The organism is Streptomyces sp. NPDC007983, assembly GCF_042958345.1.
Lineage (GTDB): Bacteria > Actinomycetota > Actinomycetes > Streptomycetales > Streptomycetaceae > Streptomyces.
This window is the reverse complement of record NZ_JBIBJI010000024.1, coordinates 70064-95302: the sequence shown is the minus strand read 5'-3', so window position 1 is coordinate 95302 and position 25239 is coordinate 70064. Positions and strand designations below refer to the sequence as shown.

Sequence of the window (25239 nt, the reverse complement as noted above, 5' to 3'; positions counted from 1 at the left end):
AGCGCCGATGGTACTGCAGGGGGGACCCTGTGGGAGAGTAGGACGCCGCCGAACAATTTTTAGCCTCGGCCCCGAGCATTTCATGCTCGGGGCCGAGGCATTTTTGCGTTGGAACACTTCCGTGTGCGTACAGCGGGGTTCTCACCGACCGGGGCCATCGCCTCAGGATCGGGGCCATCGCCTCAGGTGCGGTGTGCGGTTATCCCAACTCCTGCCCGGCGGCCAGGGTGTGGTGCGGCCAACGGGCTCGTGCCTGCTCCTGCGAGCGCATCAGCGCCAGCGTGGGCATACCCTGGGCGGCGCCCTGGGCCAGCAGGTCCGGCAGGGCCGGAAGCGGCGCCACGGCGGCCACGTCGTCCAGCACCAGGGTCAGTGGTGGGTCGAGCCGACCGGAGGATGACCGTTCGGCCATGCGCCGGCCGTGCTCGACCACGTGCGAGGCGAGTGCGGTCAACAAGGGCATCGCACCCGGATGGGTTCGGGGATCCTCGATGGATTCCCCCATCAGATAGAGGGTTCCCCCTTCACCGATGAATGACTCCAGAGCGAGCGCGTCGGCTCGCCCCGGATTGCACGCGTCCCGAATGTGGATCGACGAGAGTGCGCCCAGCGCACGTGCCGTCAGTTCCTGGGCCATATCGCGCCGTTCGGGGTGCGCGGTGAGGGTGGCTTCCAGCTCGCCTGCCGCGCCGCCCGCCGCCTTGGGGTGCGTACGGAGGATCCGTACCGGCTCATGCGCCGAGCTGCCCTGTGCCCAGCGGTGTACGTGGCGGAAGGGGCGGCCGTCCACCGCGGCCGCGTGCAGCCAGCAGCGCAGCATCGTCTCCGCGGCCTCCGCCATGGGCTGGTCCATCGCGTGCGCGGGGCGCACGGGGGCCAGCAGGGCGGCGGCGCGGGCGACCGCGACCTCGCGGGAAGCGCAGTCGTCCGCCGGGTTCCAGCGCAGCCGGGCAGGGGTGTCGAGGAGGTGGGACGGGTCGAAGACATGGGTGGGCCCGAACTTGGCGCGGGCGTCCTTCGTCGCGGCCCACAGGTCGGGATCGCTGGTGACGGCGAGAACCGGGCCGACCGCCTCCAGGATGGCCTGGGCGGCGGCTTCGCCGCGCTCGGTGCCGAAGAGGACACGGGACCGGGCCGGCTCCCCGCCGGGGCCGAACAGCCCGGCGGCGAGGCCGGTGCCGGAGGCGGGCACGGGCTGTGGCGACGCGGCGGGCTCCTGCGGGCCGCCCGGGGCGGGCGAGACCGGGGCGGAGGGCTCGGTGGGTTCCGGGGTGACAGGGCCGGGGCCGGTGGCCGTCTCGTACGCGGCGACTGGCCGGCCGACCGGCCCCTCGGCGCCGGGGGCGATGGCCTCCACCGGGGATCCGTAGTGGTGGGCGCCGGTGCCATGCGCCGTGACGGCGTCGCGAGAGTTGGGGGCGCCGGGCGCGGGGGCCTTCTCGGGCCGGGCGGCCGGGATGTGGTCGTGCCCCGGTCTGCCGTGGCCCGTCACCGTCCCGTGGACGGGTGGGTGGGGGGCTTCCGGGGGCGCTTTCCGGTACTCGGTGCCCTCGGGGGCGTACGCGGGGCCGGGAGCCCGCTCCGTACCCGTGCCGTCGGCGGCGTCCGCGACGTCGGCGATGCCGGGTGCGGCCTGGGCCCGGGCGGCGCGGCGCCTGGCGCGGACCAGCCGGTAGCGGGTCAGCGTGCCGACCGCGAAGACCGCGAGGACGATCAGCACCATCAGCTCGCTGATGAAGACGCCCCAGAACAGTCCGTACCCGGACAGCTGGGCCTTCGGAGTGGCGGGCCAGGCCGCCGCCAGGTCGTGCGGCTCCTCCACCAGGTGGCGCAGCGCCAGGGGCGTGTGCAGGAAGCTGAGGCCGTCCGGCCAGGCGCCGTGCGCGAAGAGTGCGGACAGGCCGGTCGCCGACCAGATCAGTACGGTCAGCCCCAGCAGAAAGGCGATGAGCCCGAGCAGCAGCCCGTCCGGGATGCCGCCCTGGGGGGACGGCGGTCTTCCCTGACCGCCGTGCTCCGCGGGTCCGCCGCGGTACTGCCCCGCCGCCATGTCAGGCCACCGTGGAGCCGTACGACGGACCGCCATAGGGCTCCGCCTCCGCCGCGGCCTCGACCGCCGACGCCGCTCGCTCCTCGGCCTCCGCCTCGGCGGCCAGCTGGACGGCGATCCCGTCCTCGGTCATCGCCCGGTCGGTGTAGACGAGGGGACGCTCGGCCTCGGTGATCAGGTGTTTGACGACCTGTACGTTGCCGTTGACGTCCCAGACCGCGATACCGGGCGAGAGCGTCGGAATGATCTCCACCGCCCAGCGGGGCAGGCCCAGCACCCGCCCGGTGGCCCGGGCCTCGTCCGCCTTCTGGGCGTAGATCGTCCGGGTCGAGGCCATCTTGAGGATCGCCGCGGCCTCGCGCGCCGCCGCGCCGTCGACCACGTCGGACAGATGGTGGACGACGGCGACGAAGGACAGTCCGAGCCGCCGGCCGAACTTCAGCAGCCGCTGGAAGAGCTGGGCGACGAAGGGCGAGTTGATGATGTGCCAGGCCTCTTCGACCAGGAAGATGCGCTTCTTGCGGTCGGGCCGGATCCAGGTGTGCTCCAGCCAGACTCCCACGATGGCCATGAGGATCGGCATCGCGATCGAGTTGCGGTCGATATGGGACAGGTCGAAGACGATGAGTGGCGCGTCGAGATCGATTCCGGCCGTGGTCGGACCGTCGAACATGCCGCGCAGGTCACCGTCGACCAGCCGGTCCAGCACCAGGGCGACGTCCAGGCCCCAGGCCCGTACGTCGTCCAGGTCGACGTTCATCGCCTCCGCCGACTCCGGTTCCGGGTGGCGCAGCTGCTCGACGATGTCGGTCAGCACCGGCTGGCGGTCGGTGATGGTCTCGTTGACGTAGGCGTGCGCGACCTTGAGGGCGAACCCGGAGCGCTCGTCGAGCCCGTGCCCCATCGCGACCTCGATGATCGTGCGGAGCAGGGCCAGCTGACCGGTCGTCGTGATCGACGGGTCCAGGGGGTTGAGCCGGATGCCGCCGTCCAGGGCCGCCATCGGGTCGAGCCGGATGGGCGTTATCCCCAGCTCCTGGGCGATCAGGTTCCACTCGCCGACGCCGTCCTCGCCCTGCGCGTCCAGCACCACCACCTGGCGGTCGCGGAACCGGAGCTGACGCAGTACGTACGTCTTCTCCAGGGCCGACTTGCCGTTGCCGGACTCCCCGAGCACCAGCCAGTGCGGGGCGGGCAGCTGCTGGCCGTACAGCTGGAACGGGTCGTAGATGTAACCCTTCCCGGAGTACACCTCGCGCCCGATGATGACGCCCGAGTCGCCGAGGCCCGGGGCCGCGGTCGGGAGGTAGACGGCCTGCGCCTGCCCCGTGGACGTACGGACCGGCAGCCGAGTCGTCTCCACCTTCCCGAACAGAAAGCTGGTGAACGCGTCGGTGACGGCGGTCATCGGATCGGCCACGGCGGAGCCCCTATCGTCCCAGTCCCAGTCGTCTCAAGGTCGTCTCTGACGGCTATCGATCAGCTGCGGTCGGCTAACGGCGGATACCGGTCGCGAACGGCAGCGTGTTCACAAACGCCCGGTGGTGCTCACGGTCGCACCACTCCAGCTTGAGATAGCTCTTCCCCGCCGAGGCCCGGATGGTCCGCTTGTCGCGGGCGAGCCCCTCCGGCGAGCGGGAGGAGACGGTGATGTAGCCGACCAGGTTGACACCCGCGGCGCCGCTGGCCAGGTCCTCGCCCCGCTGGTCGAGCCGGCCGTGCGCGGCGATGTCGCGCGGGTCCACCGTACGGTTCATCTTCGCGGCGCGGCTGGCCTCGGCCTCGTCGTTGACCTTTTCGGTCAGCATCCGCTCGATCGCGATCTCCGTGGGCTCCAGGTCCATGCAGACGGCGACCGTACGGATGACATCGGGGGTGTGGACGAGCAGCGGGGCGAGGAAGTTCACCCCGACCGGCGTCATGGGCCACTCCTTCACCCATGCGGTGGCGTGGCACCAGGGCTCGCGGGTGCTGGACTCGCGGGTCTTCGCCTGGAGGTAGGTGGGCTCCATCGCGTCCAGCTCGGCGGGCCAGGCGTTGCGCTTGGTCATCGCCTGGATGTGGTCGATGGGGTGGTCCGGGTCGTACATGGAGTGGATGAGCGAGGCCAGCCGGCCCTGCCCGAGGGGCTGGCGCACCCGGATGTCGGCCTCGGCGAGCCGCGCGCAGATGTCGGTCAGCTCGCGCGCCATGATCACGGCCAGGCCCGCGTCCTTGTCGATCCGGCGGCCGCCGCCGCTGCGCCGGGTGGCGCGCGCGATGGCCTGCGCCTCCGCGGCCAGGTCGCGGGTGTAGTGCATGCAGGCGACGAGGTAGGCGCGGTGCTGCTCGGAGGAGGTGGACACCATCGACTGCAGCTGGTCGTACGAATCCTTGAGCCAGCCCGGGGCGCCGTTGTCGCCGCGCCGCTCGACGTCCTTGGCGTGCGCGTCCGGGTCGGCGGGGAGGGTACGGGCCAGCATCTGCAGCCGGGTCACGAAGCCGTCGCCGTTGGCCACATGCTTGAGCAGCGTGCCGAACCGGTCGACCAGGGCCTCCTGGTCCTCGCTGTCCCGCAGGCCCACGCCCGGGCCCTCGATCTCGATCGCGGCGGTGACCGTGCGGCGGTCGGCGTGCAGCAGGACGGCGATCTCGTCCGGGCCGAACGGCGCGGCCAGCCAGTTGATCCGGCCGATGCCGGGGGGCGGGCCGACCTCCACCTCGCGGCCGTCGAGCCGGGTGCCGGCCTCGGCGGCAGCGGAGCGGTAGCCGGTGGTGCCTTTGCGGACGCTGCGCCGGTACGAGCGGTTGATCTCGAACCAGCGGTAGAACGTGCGCCCGTTGTACGGCACGTACACGGCGGCCAGCGCGAGGGTCGGGAAGCCGACCAGGGCGACGATGCGCAGCGTCAGCATCGGCACCAGCAGCCCGCACATCATCCCGATGAACGCGCCCGCGATGATCAGCGCGATCTCACCGGTCTCGCGGTTCTTGCCGACGATCGCGTTGGGGCGGGCACGGCCGATCAGATACGTGCGGCGCGGTGCGATGGCGTGGGACTGGGCATCGACCGTCACCGCCGGTCACCTCCCGGGTTGTTGCCTGAGCTGTTGTTCTGCGAACGGGGGGCGGGAGCGGACCCGCCGCCTCCGGAGTTGCCGGTGCGGCTGGCGCCGGAGGCGCCCCCGCCGCTGCCGCCCCCGCCGCCGCGGGAGCTGTGCGCGGCGACGCCGCCGGATACGGGGTTGGCGGGCTTGGCCTGGCCCGGGCGGGCACCGCCGCCACCTCCGCCGTCGCCCCCGCCGCGGGCGCTGTGGGTGTTGATGCCCTGCTTCACCAGGGCCGCGGGCGAGCTGATGACCGCGGCGGCCTGACGGGAGGCGGGGTCGGCGCTGGCGCTGCGGGCCTTGACGATCTCGTCGCCGAAACCGGGCACGAAGCGGTAGATCATCGCGCTGGCGAAGATGGCGAGGATGATGATCGAGAGGCCGGAGACGACGGCCGAGAAGGCTTCGGGCTCGTTACCGGAGGTGGAGAGCGCGCCGGCCAGGGCGAGGACTATCACGATGACCGGCTTGACGAGAATCACCGCGATCATGATCCCGGCCCAGCGGCGGACGTGCCCCCACATGTTCTTGTCGACGAGGCCCGCGTAGACGGCCGTGCCGAGCAGGGCGCCGACGTAGAGCAGGGCCGCGCGGATGACCAGTTCCAGACAGAGCACACCGGAGGCGAGGATCGTCACGAGCGAAACGACGATGAGCATGATGGGGCCGCCGCCGATGTCCTCGTCCCGCTTGAGGGCCTGGGCGAACGATCCGAAGAAGGCGTCGTTGTCGGCACCGGTGCCGGAGGCGATGGCGTCCGTGACGGCGTCGGTGGCGGTGACGACCGTATAGAGGATGAGCGGGGTGAAGGCGGAGGCCAGGACCGTCAGCCACAGGAAGCCGATGGCCTCGGAGAGCGCCTCGCCGAGCGGGACGCCGCGGATGGCGCGCTTGGCGACGGCGAGGAGCCAGAGGATGAGGGTCAGGACGGTCGAGGCGGCGAAGACGACGGCGTACTGGCGGAGGAAGGCCTCGTTGGTGAAGTCGACGTTCGCCGTCTCCTTGACGAGCTTCGAGAGCTTGCCGACGAGCCATGAGGCGGCGTCGGCACAGCCGCGGGCCAGGGAGGCGGCGGGGTCCAGCGGATTCGACGGGTCGGAGGGGGCGCCTGAGCCGCCACCGCCGCCGCCCTTTTCACAGTTTTCGCGGACCTGGCCGAGGAGCGCGCTGCAATCGTCCTCGCTGCCGGATGGGCTCGGTGTGGGCGAAGGGGCAGCGGCCGCACGGGTCGCAAGAAGGACGGCGGCCGTTTGAACGGCCGCCAGAACGCCCGTGAGCGTGAGAGCGCGACGGCTCGGGCTAGCGGGCATAGGTGAACCCTCCGTACTGGTCGACTGCCTTGGCGATCTCATCGGCCGTGGAGGCGGTGTTGTCGCCGTTGACGGGGGCGGGGCCGCTCTTCTGGGAGTAGCTCTCGGTCTTCCAGTCGTTGTCCGTCCACCGCAGCTTGAGCGTCATGGTGAACCAGTCGTTGGTGACCGGATTCTTGGAACCCTCGCCCGCCGTACCGAACACTCCGGTGCACCACACCGCCACCGTCGCCGTGGTGTTCGTGAACTTTGCGATCTTGGTGCCCAAGGGAGCGGTGCGCGAGATGTAGGTCATGCCGTCGGGCGCCTTGCCGTTCGCCTCCAGCCCGATCTTCTCCAGAGAGCCGGCGGAGTATGCCTTGTCGAGCTTGGTCTGGAGCGGGTCTGCGGCCGTGGCCGTGAAAATCTGCGGAACGATCTCATGACGCTGCTCGCGGTTGAGCATGTCGGCGGACCCCAGCGCCACCGCGTAGTTCGCCGCCGCGCTCTGCGCCCCCTGCTGGGACTTCGCGAAGCCCGACGCGATGCCCGTCGTGCCGTTCTTGCCGGTGACCGGGCGGGTGCCGGTGGGGGCGGTGGGCTGGGCGTCGGCGTTGGAGCCGCCGGAGTCCGCGTCGGACGAGCCGCCGTCGCCCTGGCCGCCGCGGTTGACGAAGGCGATGGCGGCGAGGAGCAGGACGACGACGCCGACGACCGTGATCAGGTTGCGGCTGGGCTTGCCCGCCCGGCCGGGGCCGCGGCGGGGCGGGCCGTAGGGGTCCTCGTCGCCTTCCGGTAGGCGCGTGCGCGTCAGGTGGCCGCCGGAGGCCGTGCCGCGGGTGCGGCCGGCGTCGTGGCCGTCGTAGTCGTAGTCACCGCCGTAGCCGCCGTCGCCGCCGAGACTCATCGCGTGCTCGCCCCTTCAACCGTGCCGACACTGCCGCCGTCCGTGGCCGTGGCCGCTGTTCCGCCACGCTGGTACGACGGTAGCGGCGTGGACCGACGTGTGGGCGTGGTGGTGTGAGTGGACATCAGACTGACACGACCTCGGCGACGGGAGCGGCGGGTGCGGGCATCAGGAAGCAGCCTCGGGTACGGAGGGTGGGGCCGGTAGGGGGGATCGGGGGCGGAGGCTCGGGGGCGGGGGCGCGCGCCGCGCGCGGGGGGCGGCTCCGGTGCGCGGGGGCGCGGGCCGGAGCGGTGCGGGAGCGTGGCTAGATGGCCATGCCGTACACGATCGTGAAGAGCGTGCCCAGCGAGCCGATGATGAACACGCCGGTCAGCCCCGCGACGATCAGGCCCTTGCCCTGCTCCGCGCTGAAGGTGTCGCGCAGCGCGGTCGCGCCGATGCGCTGCTTGGCCGCGCCCCAGATCGCGATGCCGAAGCACAGCAGCAGCGCCACGGCCATGACGACCTCGATCATGACGCGGGCCTCGCTGCCCAGGCTTCCGAAGGGGCCCCAGTCTGGGGCGATTCCGCCGATGATGGTGTTGATGTCGCCCTTTTCGGCCGCTAGGAACATAATGAACTCACCGCCCCTTATGGGTAGTTGTGTGCCCCGCCGCGCCGGCGTGGGTCAGTCTCTATCTTCGCTGACGAATCCGCTTCCGCATGTCGACTGGGCGGCATTTCTTGGCGGATCTCGTACGTGTTGTGGACCACGGTGACCTGGCAGGAGGACGAGTCGTGTCCATCAGGCGCCCTTTGGTTACTCTGTGTATCACGCGGGTGGGCGCCGGGCAACGATCGGTAGCCAAGCCCTTCATTCCTCCGTGAGCTCCTCCGTGAGCTCCTCCGCGAAGTCGTCGAACTCGCCCGCCTTGACCCCCTTGAGGAACGCCTCCCACTTGGCCTGGGTGGTGACGACGACGGTCTCCGGGTCGTTGCTCTCGCGCATGTAGATCCGGCCGTCGGGGCCCGCGGCCACCTCCAGGTAGGCGCCCGCCTCCTCGTCCTCGTCGGTCGAGGCCCGCTGCCAGTCCAGCTGCGTCATCCGTGTTCCTCGGGGTTCATGGGGTGTCAGGTGCTCGGACGGGCCGGACTTTACGCGTTCCACGGGGCGCGCGGAGGGGGCACAGGGGGCACGCGGCGGCGGCCGCCCGTAGGGTTTCGGCTTGCGAGCGGCTGATTTTCGCCGTGCGTACGGAAACGCGTTCGTACCGCGGGCTGATGGGGGAGGATGGCCGGGTGCGTAAGGTCTGGCTGGGTGTCAGTGTCGGTATCGGAGTCTGTTTTTCCTTCGTCGTCCTGCTCGTTCTCGGCACCTACTTGGTCGCCGCGAACCTCGCGGGCGGTGGCGGGGGCACCAGCGTCGGTCTGGCGAAGGGCGCGGTCCCGGCCTCGTACGCGCCGCTGATCCAGCGGTACGGGAACTCCTGCCCCGCGCTCAACCCGGCCCTGCTCGCCGCGCAGCTCTACCAGGAGAGCGGCTGGAACGCGAAGGCGCAGAGCCCGGCCAACGCCAAGGGGCTGGCCCAGTTCATTCCCGCCACCTGGGCGTCGCACGGGGTGGACGGCGACAAGGACGGCAAGCGGGACATCTGGAATCCGAACGACGCGATTCCGTCCGCGGCCGCCTACGACTGCTCCCTCGCGAAGTACGTGAAGGACGTACCGGGCAATCTGACGCACAACATGCTGGCGTCCTACAACGCGGGCGCGTACGCCGTGCTCAAGTACAAGGGCGTGCCGCCGTACCGCGAGACCCAGAACTACGTGAAGACCATCACCACCCTGGCCAAGAGCTTCGAGGCGCCCACGCAGACCGTGCAGCCGTCGCGGCAGTCGGCCGCGGCGATCTACTTCGCGCAGAAGCAGCTCGGGAAGCCCTATCTGTGGGGCGGTAACGGCACCCCGGACCAGGACGGGCGGTTCGACTGCTCGGGGCTGACGAAGGCGGCGTACAAGACGGTGGGGATCGAGCTGCCGCGCGTCGCCAACGACCAGTGGAACGCCGGACCGCATCCCAAGCGCGACGAGCTGCTCCCGGGTGATCTGGTCTTCTTCGCGTACGACCTGGACGACCCGAGATCCATTCACCACGTGGGGATCTACGTGGGCGGCGGGAAGATGATCAACGCGCCCTACACTGGTGCGGTGATCCGCTTCGACCCCATCGACTCCCCGGACTACATCGGGGCGACGCGGGTGACGCAGGATGGCGCAAAAGCGCTCCCCGAGCCCGGCACGGCCTGAGGATTCCCTCTGAGCTGCGGCGATGGGTCACCCTTCGGTAACGTCCCGGTGATCGTTGGGTAGCGAACGGAACGCCTGGCGGAATAAGGGCGTTTCCTGGAAGTGGATCGGCGCACACCGCTCGGCAATCGCACGCCGGGACCGTCGGTCGTGGGGAATCACGGGGGTCGGCAGCTGTACGTAGCGACAGGTGAGAGATAAGGGGCCGCGGCACATGGCTGGACTCGCACTGGACGGGTCGAACCCCGATGTCAGCCTTCTCTACGACATCAACGGGCTCGCCAAGGACGCCCCGCACTGGTTCGACCGCGTGATGGAGTTCGTCGGCGAGTACGGGATCATCATCGGGCTCGTCCTGGTGGGCCTCGGCGCCTGGTGGAGCGTGCGCAAGCGGTCGCAGGACGCGCCGTCGGCCGTCGCCGGGCTGATGTGGGCGCCGCTGGCCGCCGGGCTCGCGCTGATCGCCAACATCCCGATCCGCGGCTTCGTCCAGCGTCCGCGGCCGTTCCGGGACCATCAGGGGCTCGACGTCCTGGTGGCGGGCAAGACCGACTTCTCCTTCGTCAGCGATCACGCGACGCTGACCATGGGGCTCGCCGTGGGCATCTTCATGGCCCACCGGCGGTACGGGCTGGCCGCGATCGGGCTCGCGCTGCTCGAGGGCTTCTGCCGCGTCTACATGGGCGTGCACTATCCGACGGACGTGGTCGGCGGGTTCGCGCTGGGAACGGCGGTCGCGCTGCTGCTCGCGCCGCTCGCGATGATGCTGCTGACGCCGCTCACCACCACGATCGCCGGGTCGCGGGCCTCCTGGCTGATACGGGCCGGGCGCCCCGCTCCGGCCGCCGCGGCGGGCGAGGAGGTCCCGGAGTTCCCCGAGGCCCGGTCGCCGGGCTCGGAGCGCGGCAGCAAGGACCTCGCGGCCTGACACACCTGTCGACGGGCGGCACGGCATCAGGCCGGGCCGCCCGTCGGTCATAGGGGGCATCAAAGGGGACGGGGGTGCTACCGGGCCCGCCCGGTCACAGCGCCCGCGGGGTCACAGCACCCGCCCGGTCACAGCGCCTGCGGGAAGTCGAAGAGCCGGTTCGGGTCGTAACGCTTCTTCAGCCCCGCCAGCCGGTCCGCGCCGGATCCGTAGTACGCCGAGCGCCAGTTCTTGAGCGTGGCGTCGGTGTAGTTCTGGTACGCCGCCCCGGAGGCGTAGCGCCGCATCGCCGTGTGCGCCTGGTCCAGCCACGCGTTCTGCGGGGCGCCCGCGCCGCCCGCCGCCCAGGACGCGGTGTACTGCGCGAGGAACCGCGAGCGGCGGTGGACGAACGCGGTGGCCTTCGGGTCGACGCGGTTCACGGCGCCGCCGAGCGCGGTGAGCGCGATGCTGACCGCGCCGCCGCCGCTGGTGCGCCGCCCGAAGCGCTCGACCTGGTCGAGCATCGCGCGCACCCCCGCCTGGGTCAGCGAGCGGTCGAAGAAGTCGGACCGGGCCGCGTACGTCTCCCGCTTCAGCACCCCGTCGGCGCTGCGGCCGGGCTTGTCGCCGGGCAGACGGCAGCGGGTGGTCGAGGTGTCGCCGCATCCCGCGTACATGCGCATCGCGTCGACGTACCCCCGGCGGCGCAGGGTCACCCGGGAGGCGGGGCCGGGGCCGCCGGGGCCGTCGGCGAGCCGGTCCACCGCGTTCTGCAGGTCGCCGTAGGTGCCGAGAGAGAAGCAACTGACGGAGACGGTGGGGGTGTGGCCGGGGGCGGCCGACAGGTGCAGCGCCGACCAGATCTCGTCGGGCTGGTCGGGGCCCCACTTCTGCCAGGACTTGAGCACCTTGGCCGCCTTCGACCAGGGCCAGGACATATAGGCGGTGACGCCGTCGCCGGGCTTGCGGGTACGGAAGCGCAGTTCGGTGACGACGCCGAAGTTGCCGCCGCCCGCGCCGCGCAGCGCCCAGAAGAGGTCGGGTTCGCGGTCCTTGGAGACCTGGAGGGTCTTGCCCGCGGCGGTGATGAGGGTCGCGCCGGTGAGGTGGTCGGAGGTGAGCCCGTACGCCCGGGAGACCACGCCGTGGCCGCCGCCGAGGGTGAGCCCGGAGATGCCGACGGTCGGGCAGGAGCCGCCGGGGACGGTGACGCCGTGGGCGCCGAGCCGGGTGTAGACGTCGATGAGCTTGGCGCCGCCGCCGATGCGGGCCTCGCCCGTGGTGGTGCGGATGGAGTCGAGCGCTGAGACGTCGATGACCAGGCGGCCGTCGCCGCTGGAATAACCCGCGTAGCTGTGGCCGCCGTTGCGGATGGCGACGGGGGTGCCATGGCGCCGGGCGAAGTCCAGACATGCGGTGATGTCGGATGTATTGCCTATATAGGCGACACCGGCGGGCCGCAGACGGTCGAAGCGGGTGTTGTACAGGCGGCTCGCGGAGGTGTAGTCGGCGTCGCCGGGGCGCACCAGGTCGCCGTGCAGCGCCTTGCCGAGCGCGGTCCAGTCCGCGGCCTTCGGCTTGCCGTCGCGCGCCGTGAGCCGGCTGCTCGAGACGGCACCGAGGGACGTCACGCCGCCGGCGGCGTTCCCCGTCGTGTTGCTGCTGCATGCCGCGGCCCAGGTGGCCGTGGACGCCAGCCCCGCGCTCGCTGCCAGCAGTTTCCGCCGGTCCATGACGGTGTCCCCTCCCTGTCGACCTTGCCCCTCCGGTCGACCGGGCCACCGCCGTTACCGCGTTCGCCGCCCGGTCTCCTGGTCAGAGGGCATGCCGGGCGGCGGGGTTCCGTTTGTGGCGGAAGAATGACGGTCCGTCGTATGAGCGTCGGCGTCGTCGCGGGCCATGGACCGGGCGCGGCGGGCCGGGCCGGTCCAGCCGCAGGTGCATCGGGCGAGGCAGAAGGCCCCCTTCTCCACGGTGGTGGTGCGGGCTTGGTCGGGGCCTGTGTCACCTGAGTCGAGCACATGACCACGCTACCGGGCCGTGACGGGCGGCCGGAACGGGTCGTTAAACGAACAAGTATCAAGGCGTGGACGAGCGTGGCCAGGGGGTCGACGGTCGATGGTGGTTCAGCGGCGCGGTGGAAGGAGACGGGCGAGGGCGGTCGCCGGGTGCGTGGCGGGTGGTCTGCTGGCCGGGCTGCTGGCGACCGTCAGCGGCTGCTCGTCCCAGACGGTGGCGGACGAGCGCCCGGGCGGTGCCCCCGGGGCGGCGGCCGCGGTCGCCGTGCTGCGGCAGGCCGCGGATGTGCTGGTGAGTTCGGGGAGTTCACGGGTGCGGACGACCCTGGAGACGGCGACCGGCGGCACCCGGGTGTCGATCGAGGGTCGCGGGGCGTACGACTTCGAGCAGCGGCGGGGGCGGCTGCGGCTGGTGCTGCCGAGGGACGCGACGGGCGCGGCCGAGCACGGGCCGATCACCGAACTGCTGGCGTCCGGTGCGCTCTTCATGCGCAACCGTGGTGCGGGCATCCCCAGCGACAAATGGGTACGGGTGGACACGGCGGGCATTCCGGACGGCAATCTGGTCACCGGCGGGGCGACCGATCCGCTGACCGCCGCCGAACTGCTGCGCGGCGTACGGCGGGCGAGCCTGGTCGGGCAGGAGGGGCTGGACGGCGCCCTGGTACGGCACTACCGCGGCACCACGGACATCGGCCGGGCCGCCCAGGTGGCCTCCCGCGGCGTACGGGGGCCGTTGCGGGCCGCGGCGAAGGGGTTCACCGACCCCCTGGTGCCCTTCGACGCGTATCTGGACGGGCTGGGGCGGCTGCGTGAGGTGCGGCACCGCTTCACCGTGACCAGCCGGGCGAGCGGTACGCGGCCCCCCGAGAGTGCGGACGGGCGGCGCGCGGTGGGGGTCGCCTCGACGACGGAGCTGTACGACTTCGGGGTGGCGGCCGCCGTCCAGCTCCCCAAGCCCGCGGATATCTACGCAGGAAAGGTCGGATCGCCTCAGAAGTAGTCGGAGGGGCCCGCTCTGTCCTTCGAAATGGCCCATCCGTGCCATGCGCGGAGTGTGTACCGATCCCTACGCTGGGAAGCTGCTGCTCGAAGGTGCTCGCAGGAGGAGGTGAAACACGTGGTTGCGCGTCGCGGCTCTCCGGGCCCGGACCCCGTGGCCCTCGTCGAGATCGATCTCTACGGTGAATTGATGATCGCTGCAGCGAGCGCGGACGAGGACAGGCTCAGTCCGGACCGCATCGACGAAGTGCTCCGGGTGGAGACCGACCGATCGGCCGGCCGGTCATCCGATCGGTCATCCGACCGCTCAGCCGGCCGGTCATCAGGGCGATCGTCGGACCGGACATCAGAGCGATCGGATTCGGCCGACCGCTCGAAGGTACGGAAGGCCGGCCGTCCGGAAACCGACCTGCCGGAAACCGGCGGTCCGGACGCCCGATAGGCCCGCCCCCCGGGGCGGCGTCAGGCCCGGGGGTGACCTCAGGTCCGCGGCGTCCTCACGTGCGCAGCAGCCGGGCGATGGCCGCCGTCGCCTCGGCGACCTTGGCGTCCACCTCGTCCTCTCCTTCACCGCCCTCCTTGGCGGCGCTCTCGACGGCCGCGCTGGCGACGCAGTGCCGCAGATGCTCTTCGAGCAGCTGGAGGGCGAAGGACTGCAGGGCCTTGGTGCTCGCGGAGACCTGGGTGAGTATGTCGATGCAGTAGACGTCCTCTTCGACCATCCGCTGCAGCCCCCGGATCTGGCCCTCGATCCGGCGCAGCCGCTTCAGGTGCTGGTCCTTCTGGTGGGCGTACCCGTGGCCGCCGTGGGTAGACGAAGCCTGGCCGGACGCCTGGCCCCGCTGGTCGCCGGTGGGCGTGGTGGTGCCGGCTGCCGTGGTGGTCATGGCGTCCTCCCGTTGTTCACTATCGGTGCACATATACCCCCAGTGGGTATATGGTAACGGCTTTTCCGGCCAAACAGGGCCCCTGTGAAGAGCACACTGCCCGATGGGCGACACTGGGGACGCCGGTTACCGTGGCCGGAAGATGCGCCTAGCATCGTCGAGTCCCCATCCGCCGCATCCCGAGGATCCCCAGTGCGCTTTCGTCTGACCCCCAGGGAGACGAGCTTCTACGACATGTTCGCCGCCTCCGCGGACAACATCGTGACCGGCTCCAAGCTCCTGATGGAACTGCTCGGGGCGGACTCCGCCGCTCGTTCCGAGATCGCCGAGCGGATGAGGGCCGCGGAGCATGCGGGGGACGACGCCACGCACGCGATCTTCCATCAGCTGAACTCCTCCTTCATCACGCCGTTCGACCGCGAGGACATCTACTCCCTCGCTTCGTCTCTCGACGACATCATGGACTTCATGGAGGAGGCCGTCGACCTGGTCGTCCTCTATCAGGTCGACGAGCTGCCCAAGGGCGTCGAGCAGCAGATCGAGGTGCTGGCGCGGGCGGCCGAGCTGACCGCCGAGGCCATGCCGAACCTGCGCACCATGACGAACCTCACCGAGTACTGGATCGAGGTCAACCGGCTGGAGAACCAGGCCGACCAGATCCACCGCAAGCTGCTGGCCCACCTCTTCAACGGCAAGTACGACGCGATGGAGGTGCTCAAGCTCAAGCAGATCGTGGATGTGCTGGAAGAGGCGGCCGACGCCTTCGAGCATGTGGCCAACACGGTCGAGACCATCGCCGTCAAGGAGTCCTGAGCCCCGGCATGGACACCTTCGCGCTCGTCGTGACCATCGCGGTCGCGCTCTTCTTCACCTACACCAACGGCTTCCACGACTCGGCGAACGCCATCGCCACCTCGGTCTCCACCCGGGCCCTGACCCCGCGGGCCGCGCTCGCGATGGCCGCGGTGATGAACCTCGCGGGTGCCTTCCTCGGCAGCGGGGTCGCCAAGACGGTCAGTGAGGGCCTGATCGCCACCCCGACCGGCAAACAGGGCATGATCATCCTGTTCTCCGCGCTGATCGGCGCGATCGCCTGGAACATGATCACCTGGTACTACGGACTGCCGTCCTCCTCCTCGCACGCCCTGTTCGGCGGCCTGGTGGGCGCCGCGCTCGCCGGTGCCAGCACCGTTCACTGGAGCGGGGTGGTGGAGAAGGTCGTCCTCCCCATGGTCATCTCGCCCGTCATCGGCCTGGTGCTGGGCTACTTCGTCATGGTGGCCATCCTCTGGATGTTCCGTAAGTCCAACCCGCACAAGGCCAAGCGCGGCTTCCGGATAGCACAGACCGTGTCGGCCGCCGCCATGGCGCTCGGACACGGTCTGCAGGATGCCCAGAAGACCATGGGTGTGGTCGTGATGGCCCTGGTCATCGGCGGTGTCGAGGATCAGGGGGACGCGATCCCGGTGTGGGTGAAGATCGCCTGCGCCGCGATGCTCTCGCTCGGCACGTACGCGGGTGGCTGGCGCATCATGCGCACCCTGGGCCGCCGGATCATCGAACTGGACCCGCCGCAGGGCTTCGCCGCCGAGACGACGGCGGCCTCGGTCATGTACACCGCGTCGTTCATGTTCCAGGCGCCGATCTCGACGACCCATGTCATCACCTCGGCGATCATGGGTGTGGGGGCGACCAAGCGCGTGAACGCGGTGCGCTGGGGGGTCGCGAAGAACATCATCCTCGGCTGGTTCATCACCATGCCCGCGGCGGCCGGAGTCGCCGCCCTCAGCTACTGGATCGTGGACCTGGCCTTCGGCTGACCCACGCCGCGCAGATACGGAGCGGGCCCGCCCCCGGGAGCCAGGGGCGGGCCCTTTCGTCGTGCGGTGGCACCGCCATGCAGCACCGCAGGACGCCCGTCCTCGCCCAGGGGGCGAGGGGCTTGTCCGTCAGCCGAAGCGACCGGAGATGTAGTCCTCGGTGGCCTGGACGGACGGGTTGGAGAAGATCCGCTCGGTCTCGTCGATCTCGATGAGCTTGCCGGGCTGGCCGACGCCGGCCAGGTTGAAGAAGGCCGTACGGTCCGAGACGCGCGCCGCCTGCTGCATGTTGTGGGTCACGATGACGATCGTGAACCGCTCCTTCAGCTCACCGATCAGGTCCTCGATGGCGAGGGTCGAGATCGGGTCCAGCGCCGAGCAGGGCTCGTCCATCAGCAGCACGTCGGGCGCGACCGCGATGGCGCGGGCGATGCACAGCCGCTGCTGCTGACCGCCGGAGAGCCCGGCACCCGGCTTGTTCAGCCGGTCCTTGACCTCGTTCCACAGGTTGGCGCCCTTGAGGGACTTCTCGACGACGTCCTGCAGCTCGCTCTTCTTGTACGAGCCGTTGAGCTTCAGTCCGGCCGCGACGTTCTCGAAGATGGACATCGTCGGGAACGGGTTGGGGCGCTGGAAGACCATGCCGACCGTGCGCCGCACGGAGACGGGGTCGATGCCGGAGGCGTACAGGTTCTCGTCGTCGAGCATCACCTTGCCCTCGACCCGGCCGCCGGGGGTGACCTCGTGCATCCGGTTGAGGGTGCGCAGGAAGGTCGACTTGCCGCAGCCGGAGGGGCCGATGAAGGCGGTCACCGAGCGGGGTTCGACGGTCATCGAGATGTCCTCGATGGCCTTGTGGCTGCCGTAGTAGGCGGTCAGCCCGCTGACGTCGATGCGCTTGGCCATGTGAATCACTTCTCTTCTTCTTGGCCTCAGCGGCCGGTCTTCGGGGCCTTCCAGCGGGCGATGCCGCGGGCCACCAGGTTCAGGATCATGACGAAGGCGATGAGTACGAGCGCCGCGGCCCAGGCGCGGTTGAACGACGCCTCGTTGCCGAGCTGCCACTGCTCGTAGATGTAGTACGGCAGCGACGACTGGGCGCCTTCGAAGGGGTTCGGGTTGATCGCCTGGGAGCCGAAGACCAGCAGCACGATGGGGGCGGACTCACCGGCGATACGGGCGACCGCGAGCATCACGCCCGTGGTGATCCCGCCGATCGAGGTGGGCAGCACCACCTTGAGGATGGTGCGCCACTTGGGCACGCCCAGCGCGAGCGATGCCTCGCGCAGCTCGTCCGGGACGAGCTTGAGCATCTCCTCGGTGGAGCGGACCACGACCGGCATCATCAGGATGGCCAGCGCCATGGCACCGGCGAATCCGGAGTAGTCGAAGCCCAGGATGATGATCCAGAAGCTGAGGATGAACAGACCGGCCACGATGGACGGGATGCCGGTCATGACGTCGACGAAGAAGGTCACGGCCTTCGCGAGCCGCCCGCGTCCGTACTCGACCAGGTAGATGGCGGTCAGCAGGCCGATGGGGGCCGCGATGACGGTGGCGATGCCGACCTGCTCCAGGGTGCCGAGGATCGCGTGGTACGCGCCGCCGCCGGGCAGGATGGTCTGGACGCCGTCCATGGAGTGGCTGAGGAAGTAGCCGTCGAGCACGGTCTTGCCGCGGTTGATGGTCTCGAAGAGCAGCGAGAACAGCGGGATGACCGCGATCAGGAAGCAGAGCCACACCAGGCTGGTGGCCAGCTGGTTCTTGGCCTGCCGGCCGCCCTCGACCGAGGCCGTGACGCCGTAGGAGAGGACGACGAAGAGCAGGGCCGCGATCAGCCCCCACTGGAAGGGGTTACTCATGCCCGCCGCGCTGCCGATGCCGACGCCCGCGGCGATCGAGACCGCGGCCAGCCCCAGCGGGGCCCAGCGGGGCAGTCGTGCCTGAGCGAGGGCGGACGCGCGCGGCGTGTTGGTGTCGATGGTCGTGTCGCTCATGCTGCGGTCCCCGAGTACTCCTTGCGGCGGGCGATGATCATTCGCGCGGCGCCGTTCACCAGCAGGGTGATGACGAACAGGACCAGACCGGAGGCGATGAGCGCGTCACGCCCGTTGCCGTTGGCCTCCTTGAAGTGGCTGGCGATGTTCTGCGCGAAGGTGCCGCCGCCCGGGTCCAGCAGGCTGGCGTTGATCAGGTAGCTGGGGGACAGCACGGTGGCGACCGCCATGGTCTCGCCCAGCGCGCGGCCGAGGCCCAGCATCGAGGCGCTGATGATGCCGGAGCGGCCGAAGGGGAGGACCGACATCCGGACGACTTCCCAGCGGGTCGCGCCGAGCGCCAGCGCGGCCTCCTCGTGCATCTTCGGAACCTGCCGGAACACCTCGCGGCTCACGCTGGTGACGATCGGCAGGATCATGATCGCCAGCAGGATGCCGACGGTGAACAGCGACCGGGCTGCACCGCCCTGGTACGACAGGACCTTGGTCCAGCCCAGGGTGTCGTCCATCCAGGTGTACAGACCCGTCAGATGCGGCACCAGGAAGAGCGCGCCCCACAGGCCGTAGACGATGCTGGGGACCGCAGCGAGCAGGTCGATCACGTACGCGACCGGGGTGGCCAGCCGCCGCGGGGCGTAGTGCGAGATGAAGAGCGCGATGCCGACGGCGATCGGGACCGCGAGCACCATCGCGATGATCGAGCTGACGACCGTGCCGAAGGCGAGGACCGCGATGCCGAAGCGCATCGGGGTCGAGCCGGTGCTCCACTCGAAGGCGGTGAGGAAGTTGGCCTCGTCCTTGGAGATCGCGATGGCGGCGCGGTACGCGAGGAAGACCGCGATGGCCGCCATGATCACCAGGAGGGCGATCCCGGAGCCCCGGGAGAGGCCGAGGAAGATCTTGTCACCGGCCCGGCCGGTGGAGCGGGTCGCGACCTTGGGCTGTGACCCGGCGGATGTGGAAGTGGGTTCTATATCCGTTTTCATGGGTTCTCCGGTCTGCGGAGCCGGATGGGGGTGAGGCTCCTGGTGCGGCGGTGCACCGGACGTGCGGCCTGTTCTGCCCCGGCGGTCGGCCGGAGCGGAACAGGCCGCACATGTCAGGTCAGGAGAGGCTGGAAATGCTCTCGCGGACCTTCTTGGCGATCGAGTCGGGCAGCGGGGCGTAGCCCAGCTCCTTCAGCGCGGACTGGCCGCCCTCGCTCGCCGCGTAGTTCAGGAAGGACTTGGTGGCCTTGAGCGTGCTGGCCTTGTTGCCCTTGTCGCAGGCGATCTCGTAGGTGACCAGCGTGATCGGGTAGGCGCCGGCCGCCTTGGTGTCGTACGCCAGGTCCAGGGCCTGGTCCTTGCCGGTGCCCTTGGGCTTGGCCTCGGCGATGGCCTTGGAGGCGTTCTCGACGGTGGCCTGGACCGGGGCCGAGGCGCCGGTGTCCAGGTCGACGGTCTTGATGCTGTTGGCGGTCGCGTACGACAGCTCGAAGTACGAGATCGCGCCGGGGACCTGCTTGACCTGCGAGGAGACACCGGAGGAACCGTCGGCGGACTGGCCGCCCTTGCCCTCCCACGCCTTGCCCGGCTCGTGCGGCCACGCCTTCGGGGCGGCGGCCTTGAGGTACTTGGTGAAGTTGTCGGTGGTGCCGGACTCGTCCGAGCGGTGGAACGCCTGGATCTTGAGGCTCGGAAGCTTCACGCCCTTGTTGAGCGCCTTGATCGCGGGGTCGTCCCACGTCTTGATGTCCGAGTTGAAGATCTTGGCGAGGACCTCGGCGTTGAGCGTCAGCTTGTCCACGCCGGGGACGTTGAAGCCGACCGCGATCGGGCCGCCGACCATCGGCAGGTTGATGCCCTGGCCGCCCTTGCACATCTTCTTCGAGGAGGCGACCTCCTCGGGCTTGAGCGCCGAGTCGGAGCCCGCGAAGGCGGTCTTGCCCTGCAGCCACTCCTGGATGCCCGCGCCCGAGCCGGTGGCCTTGTAGTTGAGCTTGACGTCCTTGCACGCCCCGCCGTAGTTCTTCGTCCACAGGTCCATGGCGTTCTTCTGCGCGGACGAGCCGGAGGCCAGGAGCTGACCCTTGCCTTCGCACTTGATGTCGCCGGTGGCTTTGGCGCTGCCGCCGCCGGAGTTGTTGTCCGAACCGCAGGCGGTGAGGACGAAGGCGCCGGACAGGGCGAGGGCACCGGCGGCGATGGCGCGAAGCCGGTTGTTGCGCTGAAGCTTCACTTTCAGGGATTCCTTCCAGAAGCCGCCGGTGGGGGACGGCGCGCGACGTAATGGTGCGCAGGGGTGGTTGTGCGCCGGGCGGCGCGAGGCCGGGCATGGGCTCGGTCTGCGCCTCAGTAGGGCTGAAATTAGGCAGATCAGGTGAAGCGACCAATGGGCACGAGTTAACGAGTGGTGAACCTCGGCCGTCAGTGTGGTGGCCGGATAACGGCTGGGTCACAGCGCGGTCGCGGTCCGGCTTCCGCCCGCTTCTCCCCTTTACCGCGCCTTGCGTCCGCTTCCGGCCGCCCCCGCTCGCTCTCGTCTACTTCTGTCCTCTCATGACCCCGGATCGCGTCGGGTGTACGGCCGACCGGCGCGTGGCTCTGTCGGATTGCGGTACGGCATGTCACTATCCGTCCCTACTTCGAGGAGAGGAGGCCGGTCGGGTGAGGCGGGACGGAAGAGGGAGGGGTACGGGCGTCGCCGCGGCCGCCGCGCTCGTCTGCGCGCTGGGAACGTCGGCCGCGCCCGGCCCGGCGTACGCGGCGCCCGGCGAACCGGAGCCGACCCGGGGCGGCGCCGGCGGCACCGCGTCCGGCGCCGGGAGGCTGGAGAAGGTCCGCTCGCAAGTGGACGGCCTCTACCGGCAAGCGGAATCAGCCACCGACGCGTACAACCTCGCGCGGGAGAAACAGACGCGCCAGGAGAGGTCGATCCTGAGGATCGCGCGGGCCGTGGTGAAGACACGGAAGGAGATGGCCGGGCTGCGGGAGCGCGCCGGGGCGCTGGCGCGGGCCCAGTACCGCGGCGGCGGGATGCCGGCCGAGGCGCGGCTGCTGCTGGACGACGACCCCGGCGGCTTCCTCGACGACTTCGCCCTCGCGCGCAAGGGCGAGAAGGCGGCCCGCGGGCTGATGAACCGGCTGGAGCACACCCGGACGGCGCTCGACCGCTACGCCGACTCCGCCTCCCGTGAGTGGGAACGGCTCGATCGCAGCCGGGCGCGGAAGGCGGCGGCCAAGAAGGAGATCACCGAAAAGCTCGCCCGGGCCCGGCGGCTGGAGTCGCGGCTGGCGGCCAAGGAGCGGGACCGGCTGCGGCAGCTCCAGGAGGAGCGGGGCCGGGCATCCCAGGCGAAGTGGCTCAAGACCGGCATACTGCGGGAGGTTGGCGGCCGCTCCAGCTCCGTGGGGCGGCGTGCGATCGACTTCGCGACGGCCCAGATCGGCAAGGCCTACGTCTGGGGCGCGGTGGGCCCGGACGCCTACGACTGCTCGGGGCTGACCCAGCGGGCCTGGGCCTCGGCCGGGCGGGCCATCCCGCGGACCTCGCAGGAGCAGTGGCGGCTGCTGCCGAAGGTGGACACCGCGCGGATGCGCCCCGGTGACCTGGTCATCTACTTCAAGGACGCCAGTCATGTGGGGATCTACGTGGGCGACGGCGCGATCGTCCACGCCCCGCGCCCGGGCCGTCAGATCACCCTGACGGGGGCGGGTTCGATGCCGATCCTGGGCGTGGTGCGCCCGGACGCCTCCTGATTCGTGCAGATTTCACGCCGCGGGCGCGTTTCGGCTGGTATGTCCGCCTCGCCCTGGTGTGGTTGGGGCGTGAATCGCACCATCCGTGTTCGGTTCCACAAAAGGGCGACGAGTTCGCGTGACCTTTGTCATTCGGGCCCCTGTCCGGATTCTGCCAAGTCGCCCAGGGCGTGGGGCATATGGCAAAAGTGGCGTCCGAGAGGTCATTCCACGGGGCCCGGACCGAGCGCTAAAGTCGGCTGGCAGTATCCGGCTTGCACGCCCTGAAACCGACCAGTCGGTGTGTGAGCCGGTTCGTGCGGTCCGCCGGTCGGCGGCGGGCACCGCGCCCTCGGGGGGAGGGAAGGAATCGAGCGATGTCCGTACCCGTGCCGAGGCAGCGGGAGGCACTGGCCACCGAGGCCCGGCCGGCCGCCCTGCCCGACAGCGGGCTCACCCTGCTGGTGATCGAGGACGATCCGGCCGGCGCCTTCAACATCCCCGAGATGCTGGATACCGAGGGCAACCGGGTCCGTATCCGTACGGCCCGTAACCTCACCGAGGCCGCCCGGCTGCTCACCGACGGGGTGCAGTGCATCCTGCTCGACCTGGCCCTGCCCGGCCCCGAGCACGAGGCGGAGGACGCGCTCGACACGCTGCGCTCCGTACTGAAGCTCGCGCCCACCCAGGCCGTCCTGGTCCTCACCGCCGAGGACGACGCCGAGCGCGCCGCCGAGGCCGTCCGGGTCGGGGCGCAGGACTTCCTCTTCCGCGACGAGCTGGACGGCCGCATCCTCAGCCGCGCCATCCGGTACGCGGTCGAGCGAAAACGCTCCGACCTCGCCCAGCGCCAGCTCACCGAGTCCCGGCTGCGCGCCCAGGAGAACGCCCGGCTGGAGCGCGGGCTCCTCCCCACGCCGCTGCTCCAGGGCTCCGGACTGCACTTCGCCGCCCGCTACCGGCCCGGCCGCAGCCGGGCCCTGCTCGGCGGCGACTTCTACGACACCGTCCGCACCCCGGACGGCACGGTGCACGCGATGATCGGCGACGTCTGCGGCCACGGCCCCGACGAGGCCGCCCTCGGCGTGGAGCTGCGGATCGCCTGGCGCGCGCTGACCTTCGCGGGGCTCTGCGGCGACCAGCTGCTCGGCACCCTCCAGCAGGTGCTGGAGAACGAGCGCCCGGACGACGAGATCTTCGCGACCCTGTGCACCGTCGACATCGCCCCGGACGGCCGCCGGGCCGGGGTCTGCCTCGCCGGGCACCCCTCACCGCTGGCGGTACGGCCCGGAATGGCGCCCCGGCTGCTGCCCACGGACGAGAACGGCCCCGCGCTCGGCCTGCTGCCGAACGCCCGCTGGCCGCGCCGCCAGGTCGAGCTGGGCGGCGCCTGGAGCCTGATGATGTACACCGACGGGCTGATCGAGGGCCGCGTCGGGGCCGGGGTGCAGCGGCTCGGTCAGGAGGGGATGGTCGAGATCGTCGCCCGCCAGATGGCGACCGGGCTGCGCGGCGAGGAGCTGCTGGACGCCACGGTCACCGAGGTGCGGGCGCTGAACGGCGGCGAGCTGACGGACGACCTCGCGGTGCTCCTGCTCGACCGCTGCTGAGACTGCTGAGGCTGCTGAGGGGTGCCGCTCGCGCCCCTCAGCGCGCTACCGGCCGCCGTTGTAGGGCCCGTACGGACCGTCGGAGCTGGAGCCGCGCCCCCGCGGCCAGCCACGGCCGCCGCCGGAGATCTGCCGCACCGCCGGGCGTACGTCGACCATGTACACGATCGTCGCGATCAGCCCGATGATCGGCAGGAAGCTCATGATGCCCATGAAGAAGTTCACCACGGCCGCGAGCCCCAGGATGATCATCCAGAAGGGCTTGGTCTGCTTGTCCGCGGCCCGGTAGGCGGCCTCGCGGCGGATCGCGGAGTCGACGAAGGCGAACAGGCTGAAGAGGAGAAGGCCCCAGGAGACCCAGTACAGCAACTCGCCGAAACCTTGCACCAGCACGCTGTCCACCGCCTAGAAGAGACGCTCAGAGAGTAGAGGGATGAGCATTACGGGCCACCGTACCCGCTGACGGGGCCGGGCACGCCCGTCGCGTACCCGGCCCCCTGCGCTCGCGATGGCGCCCGTCCGTCAGCTGTTCGGCTTCGCGTCGGGCTTCTTCGTGGGGGCGGGCTTGCGGGCCGGGGCCTTCTTCGCCGGGGTGGCCGGCTTGGCCGTGGCCTTCGGCGCCTCCTTGGCGGAGTCCACCGCGACCGGGTGCGACGGCGCCTTCGGCGCGCTCTTCTCCTCGTGGGGCTCGATCGCGGAGGCGATGTCGACGACCTCGTCGGCCGCCTCGCCGCGCCAGGTCTTCACGACCTCCTGGCCGTGCTCGGCGACCTCGTCGTACCGCTCCCGCGCCTTGACGGCCAGCTCGGCGGCGCGGCCGACGCCCTGCAGGGCGAGGTCCTGCGCCGAGTCACGGAGCCGCTTGAGGTCGGTGTCCAGGGAACCCAGCACCTCGTTGAGCTTGCCCTGGGCGCCCTTCGCCTGCTGGGTGACCCGGTCCTGGACGGCCTTCGGGTCGGTGTTGCGCACCGCGTTGAAGCGCTCGGGGGCCTCCGCGACGATCTTCTCGACCAGCGTCGGCACCTCCTTGAGCTTCTGGGCCGCGAGGTCGGCCGTGCCCGCCACGAAGTAGAGCGGGGTCGGGTCGGTGAGGGTCTTGCGTACGTCGTCGGTGATGGCCATGGCTGCTGGTCCTCCCGGATCAGTTCGAGGGTGTGGCGACGTCGGCGTCGGCGGTGGGGGTGTCGTCCGAGGCGGTCCCGTCCGAGCCGGTCCCGTGTCCGTTCTCCTTGCGGAAGGACTCGTAGATCTGGAGCAGCACCTGCTTCTGCCGCTCGTTGATCGTGGGATCGGCGAGTATCACGCTGCGCACCTCGGTTTCCTCCCGATCGCGCTCATCGAGGATCCCCGCCTGTACGTACAGGGTCTCGGCGGATATCCGCAGCGCCTTCGCGAGCTGCTGCAGGATCTCGGCGCTCGGCTTGCGCAGCCCGCGCTCGATCTGGCTGAGGTACGGATTGGACACCCCGGCGGCGTCGGCCAGCTGCCGCAGCGAGAGCTGGGCGCTGCGCCGCTGCTCCCGCAGGAAGTCGCCGAGGTTGCCGACGTTCAGTGATGCCATGCCTTCGATGCTGCACCAGGAGTGCTAACTTTTGCAAGCAAGGTGCTTGCAAGAGTGGCGCGTGCCACCCATGCAGTCAGCCGGCGTCACCAGG

24 protein-coding genes are annotated in these 25239 nt (G+C 70.5%); 8 read left to right on the top strand and 16 right to left on the bottom strand.

All coding sequences use genetic code 11. The features are described from left to right. Window positions 1–199 precede the first annotated feature (199 nt). The 7 genes from ACFZCY_RS40135 to ACFZCY_RS40105 form a co-directional block, all read right to left on the bottom strand. On the bottom strand, window positions 200–2050 hold the full coding sequence (locus tag ACFZCY_RS40135) for a hypothetical protein (RefSeq protein ID WP_391185227.1): 1851 nt from the start codon (window positions 2048–2050) through the stop codon (window positions 200–202). A 1-nt stretch (window position 2051) separates the two neighbouring features. Next, window positions 2052–3470: an ATP-binding protein gene (locus ACFZCY_RS40130; protein WP_391185225.1), complete on the bottom strand. Its 1419-nt coding sequence runs from the start codon at window positions 3468–3470 to the stop codon at window positions 2052–2054. A 73-nt stretch (window positions 3471–3543) separates the two neighbouring features. Then, window positions 3544–5106 carry an SCO6880 family protein gene (locus ACFZCY_RS40125; protein ID WP_361489011.1) on the bottom strand — a complete coding sequence of 521 codons (1563 nt, stop codon included), beginning with the start codon at window positions 5104–5106 and terminating at the stop codon, window positions 3544–3546. Continuing rightward, on the bottom strand, window positions 5103–6446 hold the full coding sequence (locus ACFZCY_RS40120) for a hypothetical protein (protein ID WP_391185222.1): 1344 nt from the start codon (window positions 6444–6446) through the stop codon (window positions 5103–5105). Before ACFZCY_RS40120 ends, ACFZCY_RS40125 begins: the two co-directional genes overlap by 4 nt. Beyond that, window positions 6436–7332, bottom strand: coding sequence for a hypothetical protein (locus ACFZCY_RS40115; RefSeq protein WP_391185220.1), 897 nt, complete (start codon window positions 7330–7332; stop codon window positions 6436–6438). Before ACFZCY_RS40115 ends, ACFZCY_RS40120 begins: the two co-directional genes overlap by 11 nt. A 307-nt stretch (window positions 7333–7639) precedes the next feature. Beyond that, window positions 7640–7948: a hypothetical protein gene (locus ACFZCY_RS40110; protein ID WP_009716148.1), complete on the bottom strand. Its 309-nt coding sequence runs from the start codon at window positions 7946–7948 to the stop codon at window positions 7640–7642. 240 nt (window positions 7949–8188) lie between these two features. Then, the gene (locus ACFZCY_RS40105) at window positions 8189–8419 is read right to left on the bottom strand and encodes a DUF397 domain-containing protein (protein ID WP_391185217.1); all 231 of its coding nucleotides are present in this window, start codon (window positions 8417–8419) and stop codon (window positions 8189–8191) included. Between the two features lie 176 nt (window positions 8420–8595). Between ACFZCY_RS40105 and ACFZCY_RS40100 the strand changes: the two genes are divergently transcribed. Both ACFZCY_RS40100 and ACFZCY_RS40095 read left to right on the top strand, forming a co-directional pair. Beyond that, window positions 8596–9621, top strand: coding sequence for an NlpC/P60 family protein (locus ACFZCY_RS40100; RefSeq protein ID WP_391185240.1), 1026 nt, complete (start codon window positions 8596–8598; stop codon window positions 9619–9621). A 214-nt stretch (window positions 9622–9835) separates the two neighbouring features. After that, window positions 9836–10549 (top strand): phosphatase PAP2 family protein, encoded by a 714-nt coding sequence (locus tag ACFZCY_RS40095; protein ID WP_391185214.1) that lies wholly within the window; start codon window positions 9836–9838, stop codon window positions 10547–10549. Window positions 10550–10677: 128 nt separating this feature from the next. On the opposite strand, the gene ACFZCY_RS40090 is transcribed toward ACFZCY_RS40095, so the two are convergent. Beyond that, on the bottom strand, window positions 10678–12264 hold the full coding sequence (locus tag ACFZCY_RS40090) for an FAD-binding protein (RefSeq protein ID WP_391185212.1): 1587 nt from the start codon (window positions 12262–12264) through the stop codon (window positions 10678–10680). Between the two features lie 385 nt (window positions 12265–12649). Between ACFZCY_RS40090 and ACFZCY_RS40085 the strand changes: the two genes are divergently transcribed. Further along, window positions 12650–13552 (top strand): hypothetical protein, encoded by a 903-nt coding sequence (locus tag ACFZCY_RS40085; RefSeq protein WP_391185210.1) that lies wholly within the window; start codon window positions 12650–12652, stop codon window positions 13550–13552. Between the two features lie 108 nt (window positions 13553–13660). After that, on the top strand, window positions 13661–13993 hold the full coding sequence (locus ACFZCY_RS40080; RefSeq protein WP_391185243.1) for a hypothetical protein: 333 nt from the start codon (window positions 13661–13663) through the stop codon (window positions 13991–13993). A gap of 55 nt (window positions 13994–14048) precedes the next feature. Here ACFZCY_RS40080 and ACFZCY_RS40075 read toward each other — a convergent pair whose 3' ends face one another. Then, window positions 14049–14438 carry a metal-sensing transcriptional repressor gene (locus ACFZCY_RS40075; RefSeq protein ID WP_391185207.1) on the bottom strand — a complete coding sequence of 130 codons (390 nt, stop codon included), beginning with the start codon at window positions 14436–14438 and terminating at the stop codon, window positions 14049–14051. A 192-nt stretch (window positions 14439–14630) separates the two neighbouring features. Here ACFZCY_RS40075 and ACFZCY_RS40070 point away from each other — a divergent pair, with 192 nt between their 5' ends. Together ACFZCY_RS40070 and ACFZCY_RS40065 are read left to right on the top strand one after the other, a co-directional pair. Next, a complete protein-coding gene (locus ACFZCY_RS40070; RefSeq protein ID WP_055557302.1) occupies window positions 14631–15251 on the top strand; it encodes a DUF47 domain-containing protein in 621 nt (206 codons plus the stop codon). 8 nt (window positions 15252–15259) lie between these two features. Beyond that, window positions 15260–16258 (top strand): inorganic phosphate transporter, encoded by a 999-nt coding sequence (locus ACFZCY_RS40065; protein ID WP_391185203.1) that lies wholly within the window; start codon window positions 15260–15262, stop codon window positions 16256–16258. A gap of 129 nt (window positions 16259–16387) precedes the next feature. Here ACFZCY_RS40065 and pstB read toward each other — a convergent pair whose 3' ends face one another. The 4 genes from pstB to pstS form a co-directional block, all read right to left on the bottom strand. Continuing rightward, window positions 16388–17164, bottom strand: coding sequence for a phosphate ABC transporter ATP-binding protein PstB (gene pstB, locus ACFZCY_RS40060; RefSeq protein WP_055557300.1), 777 nt, complete (start codon window positions 17162–17164; stop codon window positions 16388–16390). A 26-nt stretch (window positions 17165–17190) separates the two neighbouring features. After that, window positions 17191–18255, bottom strand: coding sequence for a phosphate ABC transporter permease PstA (gene pstA, locus ACFZCY_RS40055; protein ID WP_391185201.1), 1065 nt, complete (start codon window positions 18253–18255; stop codon window positions 17191–17193). Beyond that, window positions 18252–19241, bottom strand: a complete 990-nt coding sequence (gene pstC, locus ACFZCY_RS40050; RefSeq protein ID WP_391185199.1) for a phosphate ABC transporter permease subunit PstC — start codon at window positions 19239–19241, stop codon at window positions 18252–18254. The genes pstA and pstC overlap by 4 nt, the downstream gene beginning before the upstream one ends. Window positions 19242–19359: 118 nt before the next feature. After that, entirely contained in the window at window positions 19360–20475 is a 1116-nt protein-coding gene (gene pstS, locus ACFZCY_RS40045; RefSeq protein WP_391185197.1) for a phosphate ABC transporter substrate-binding protein PstS, read from the bottom strand. Window positions 20476–20903: 428 nt separating this feature from the next. Between pstS and ACFZCY_RS40040 the strand changes: the two genes are divergently transcribed. Continuing rightward, on the top strand, window positions 20904–21995 hold the full coding sequence (locus ACFZCY_RS40040) for an NlpC/P60 family protein (protein WP_391185194.1): 1092 nt from the start codon (window positions 20904–20906) through the stop codon (window positions 21993–21995). A 356-nt stretch (window positions 21996–22351) separates the two neighbouring features. After that, window positions 22352–23584: a fused response regulator/phosphatase gene (locus ACFZCY_RS40035; RefSeq protein ID WP_361488973.1), complete on the top strand. Its 1233-nt coding sequence runs from the start codon at window positions 22352–22354 to the stop codon at window positions 23582–23584. A 45-nt stretch (window positions 23585–23629) separates the two neighbouring features. Here ACFZCY_RS40035 and ACFZCY_RS40030 read toward each other — a convergent pair whose 3' ends face one another. The 3 genes from ACFZCY_RS40030 to ACFZCY_RS40020 form a co-directional block, all read right to left on the bottom strand. Then, window positions 23630–23977: a DUF2516 family protein gene (locus ACFZCY_RS40030; protein ID WP_055557294.1), complete on the bottom strand. Its 348-nt coding sequence runs from the start codon at window positions 23975–23977 to the stop codon at window positions 23630–23632. A 129-nt stretch (window positions 23978–24106) separates the two neighbouring features. Further along, window positions 24107–24706 carry a hypothetical protein gene (locus ACFZCY_RS40025; protein ID WP_391185190.1) on the bottom strand — a complete coding sequence of 200 codons (600 nt, stop codon included), beginning with the start codon at window positions 24704–24706 and terminating at the stop codon, window positions 24107–24109. Window positions 24707–24725: 19 nt separating this feature from the next. Then, window positions 24726–25145, bottom strand: coding sequence for a helix-turn-helix domain-containing protein (locus tag ACFZCY_RS40020; RefSeq protein ID WP_391185187.1), 420 nt, complete (start codon window positions 25143–25145; stop codon window positions 24726–24728). Between the last annotated feature and the right edge of the window lie 94 nt (window positions 25146–25239).

Bases quoted from the DNA above. Each gene is read 5' to 3' on its own strand.
- ACFZCY_RS40135 (WP_391185227.1), bottom strand. From the start codon at position 2,050: ATGGCGGCGGGGCAGTACCGCGGCGGACCCGCGGAGCACGGCGGTCAG.
- ACFZCY_RS40120 (WP_391185222.1), bottom strand. From the start codon at position 6,446: ATGCCCGCTAGCCCGAGCCGTCGCGCTCTCACGCTCACGGGCGTTCTG.
- ACFZCY_RS40115 (WP_391185220.1), bottom strand. From the start codon at position 7,332: ATGAGTCTCGGCGGCGACGGCGGCTACGGCGGTGACTACGACTACGAC.
- ACFZCY_RS40110 (WP_009716148.1), bottom strand. From the start codon at position 7,948: ATGTTCCTAGCGGCCGAAAAGGGCGACATCAACACCATCATCGGCGGA.
- ACFZCY_RS40105 (WP_391185217.1), bottom strand. From the start codon at position 8,419: ATGACGCAGCTGGACTGGCAGCGGGCCTCGACCGACGAGGACGAGGAG.
- ACFZCY_RS40100 (WP_391185240.1), top strand. From the start codon at position 8,596: ATGGGGGAGGATGGCCGGGTGCGTAAGGTCTGGCTGGGTGTCAGTGTC.
- ACFZCY_RS40095 (WP_391185214.1), top strand. From the start codon at position 9,836: ATGGCTGGACTCGCACTGGACGGGTCGAACCCCGATGTCAGCCTTCTC.
- ACFZCY_RS40090 (WP_391185212.1), bottom strand. From the start codon at position 12,264: ATGGACCGGCGGAAACTGCTGGCAGCGAGCGCGGGGCTGGCGTCCACG.
- ACFZCY_RS40085 (WP_391185210.1), top strand. From the start codon at position 12,650: ATGGTGGTTCAGCGGCGCGGTGGAAGGAGACGGGCGAGGGCGGTCGCC.
- ACFZCY_RS40075 (WP_391185207.1), bottom strand. From the start codon at position 14,438: ATGACCACCACGGCAGCCGGCACCACCACGCCCACCGGCGACCAGCGG.
- ACFZCY_RS40065 (WP_391185203.1), top strand. From the start codon at position 15,260: ATGGACACCTTCGCGCTCGTCGTGACCATCGCGGTCGCGCTCTTCTTC.
- pstB (WP_055557300.1), bottom strand. From the start codon at position 17,164: ATGGCCAAGCGCATCGACGTCAGCGGGCTGACCGCCTACTACGGCAGC.
- pstA (WP_391185201.1), bottom strand. From the start codon at position 18,255: ATGAGCGACACGACCATCGACACCAACACGCCGCGCGCGTCCGCCCTC.
- pstC (WP_391185199.1), bottom strand. From the start codon at position 19,241: ATGAAAACGGATATAGAACCCACTTCCACATCCGCCGGGTCACAGCCC.
- ACFZCY_RS40035 (WP_361488973.1), top strand. From the start codon at position 22,352: ATGTCCGTACCCGTGCCGAGGCAGCGGGAGGCACTGGCCACCGAGGCC.
- ACFZCY_RS40025 (WP_391185190.1), bottom strand. From the start codon at position 24,706: ATGGCCATCACCGACGACGTACGCAAGACCCTCACCGACCCGACCCCG.
- ACFZCY_RS40020 (WP_391185187.1), bottom strand. From the start codon at position 25,145: ATGGCATCACTGAACGTCGGCAACCTCGGCGACTTCCTGCGGGAGCAG.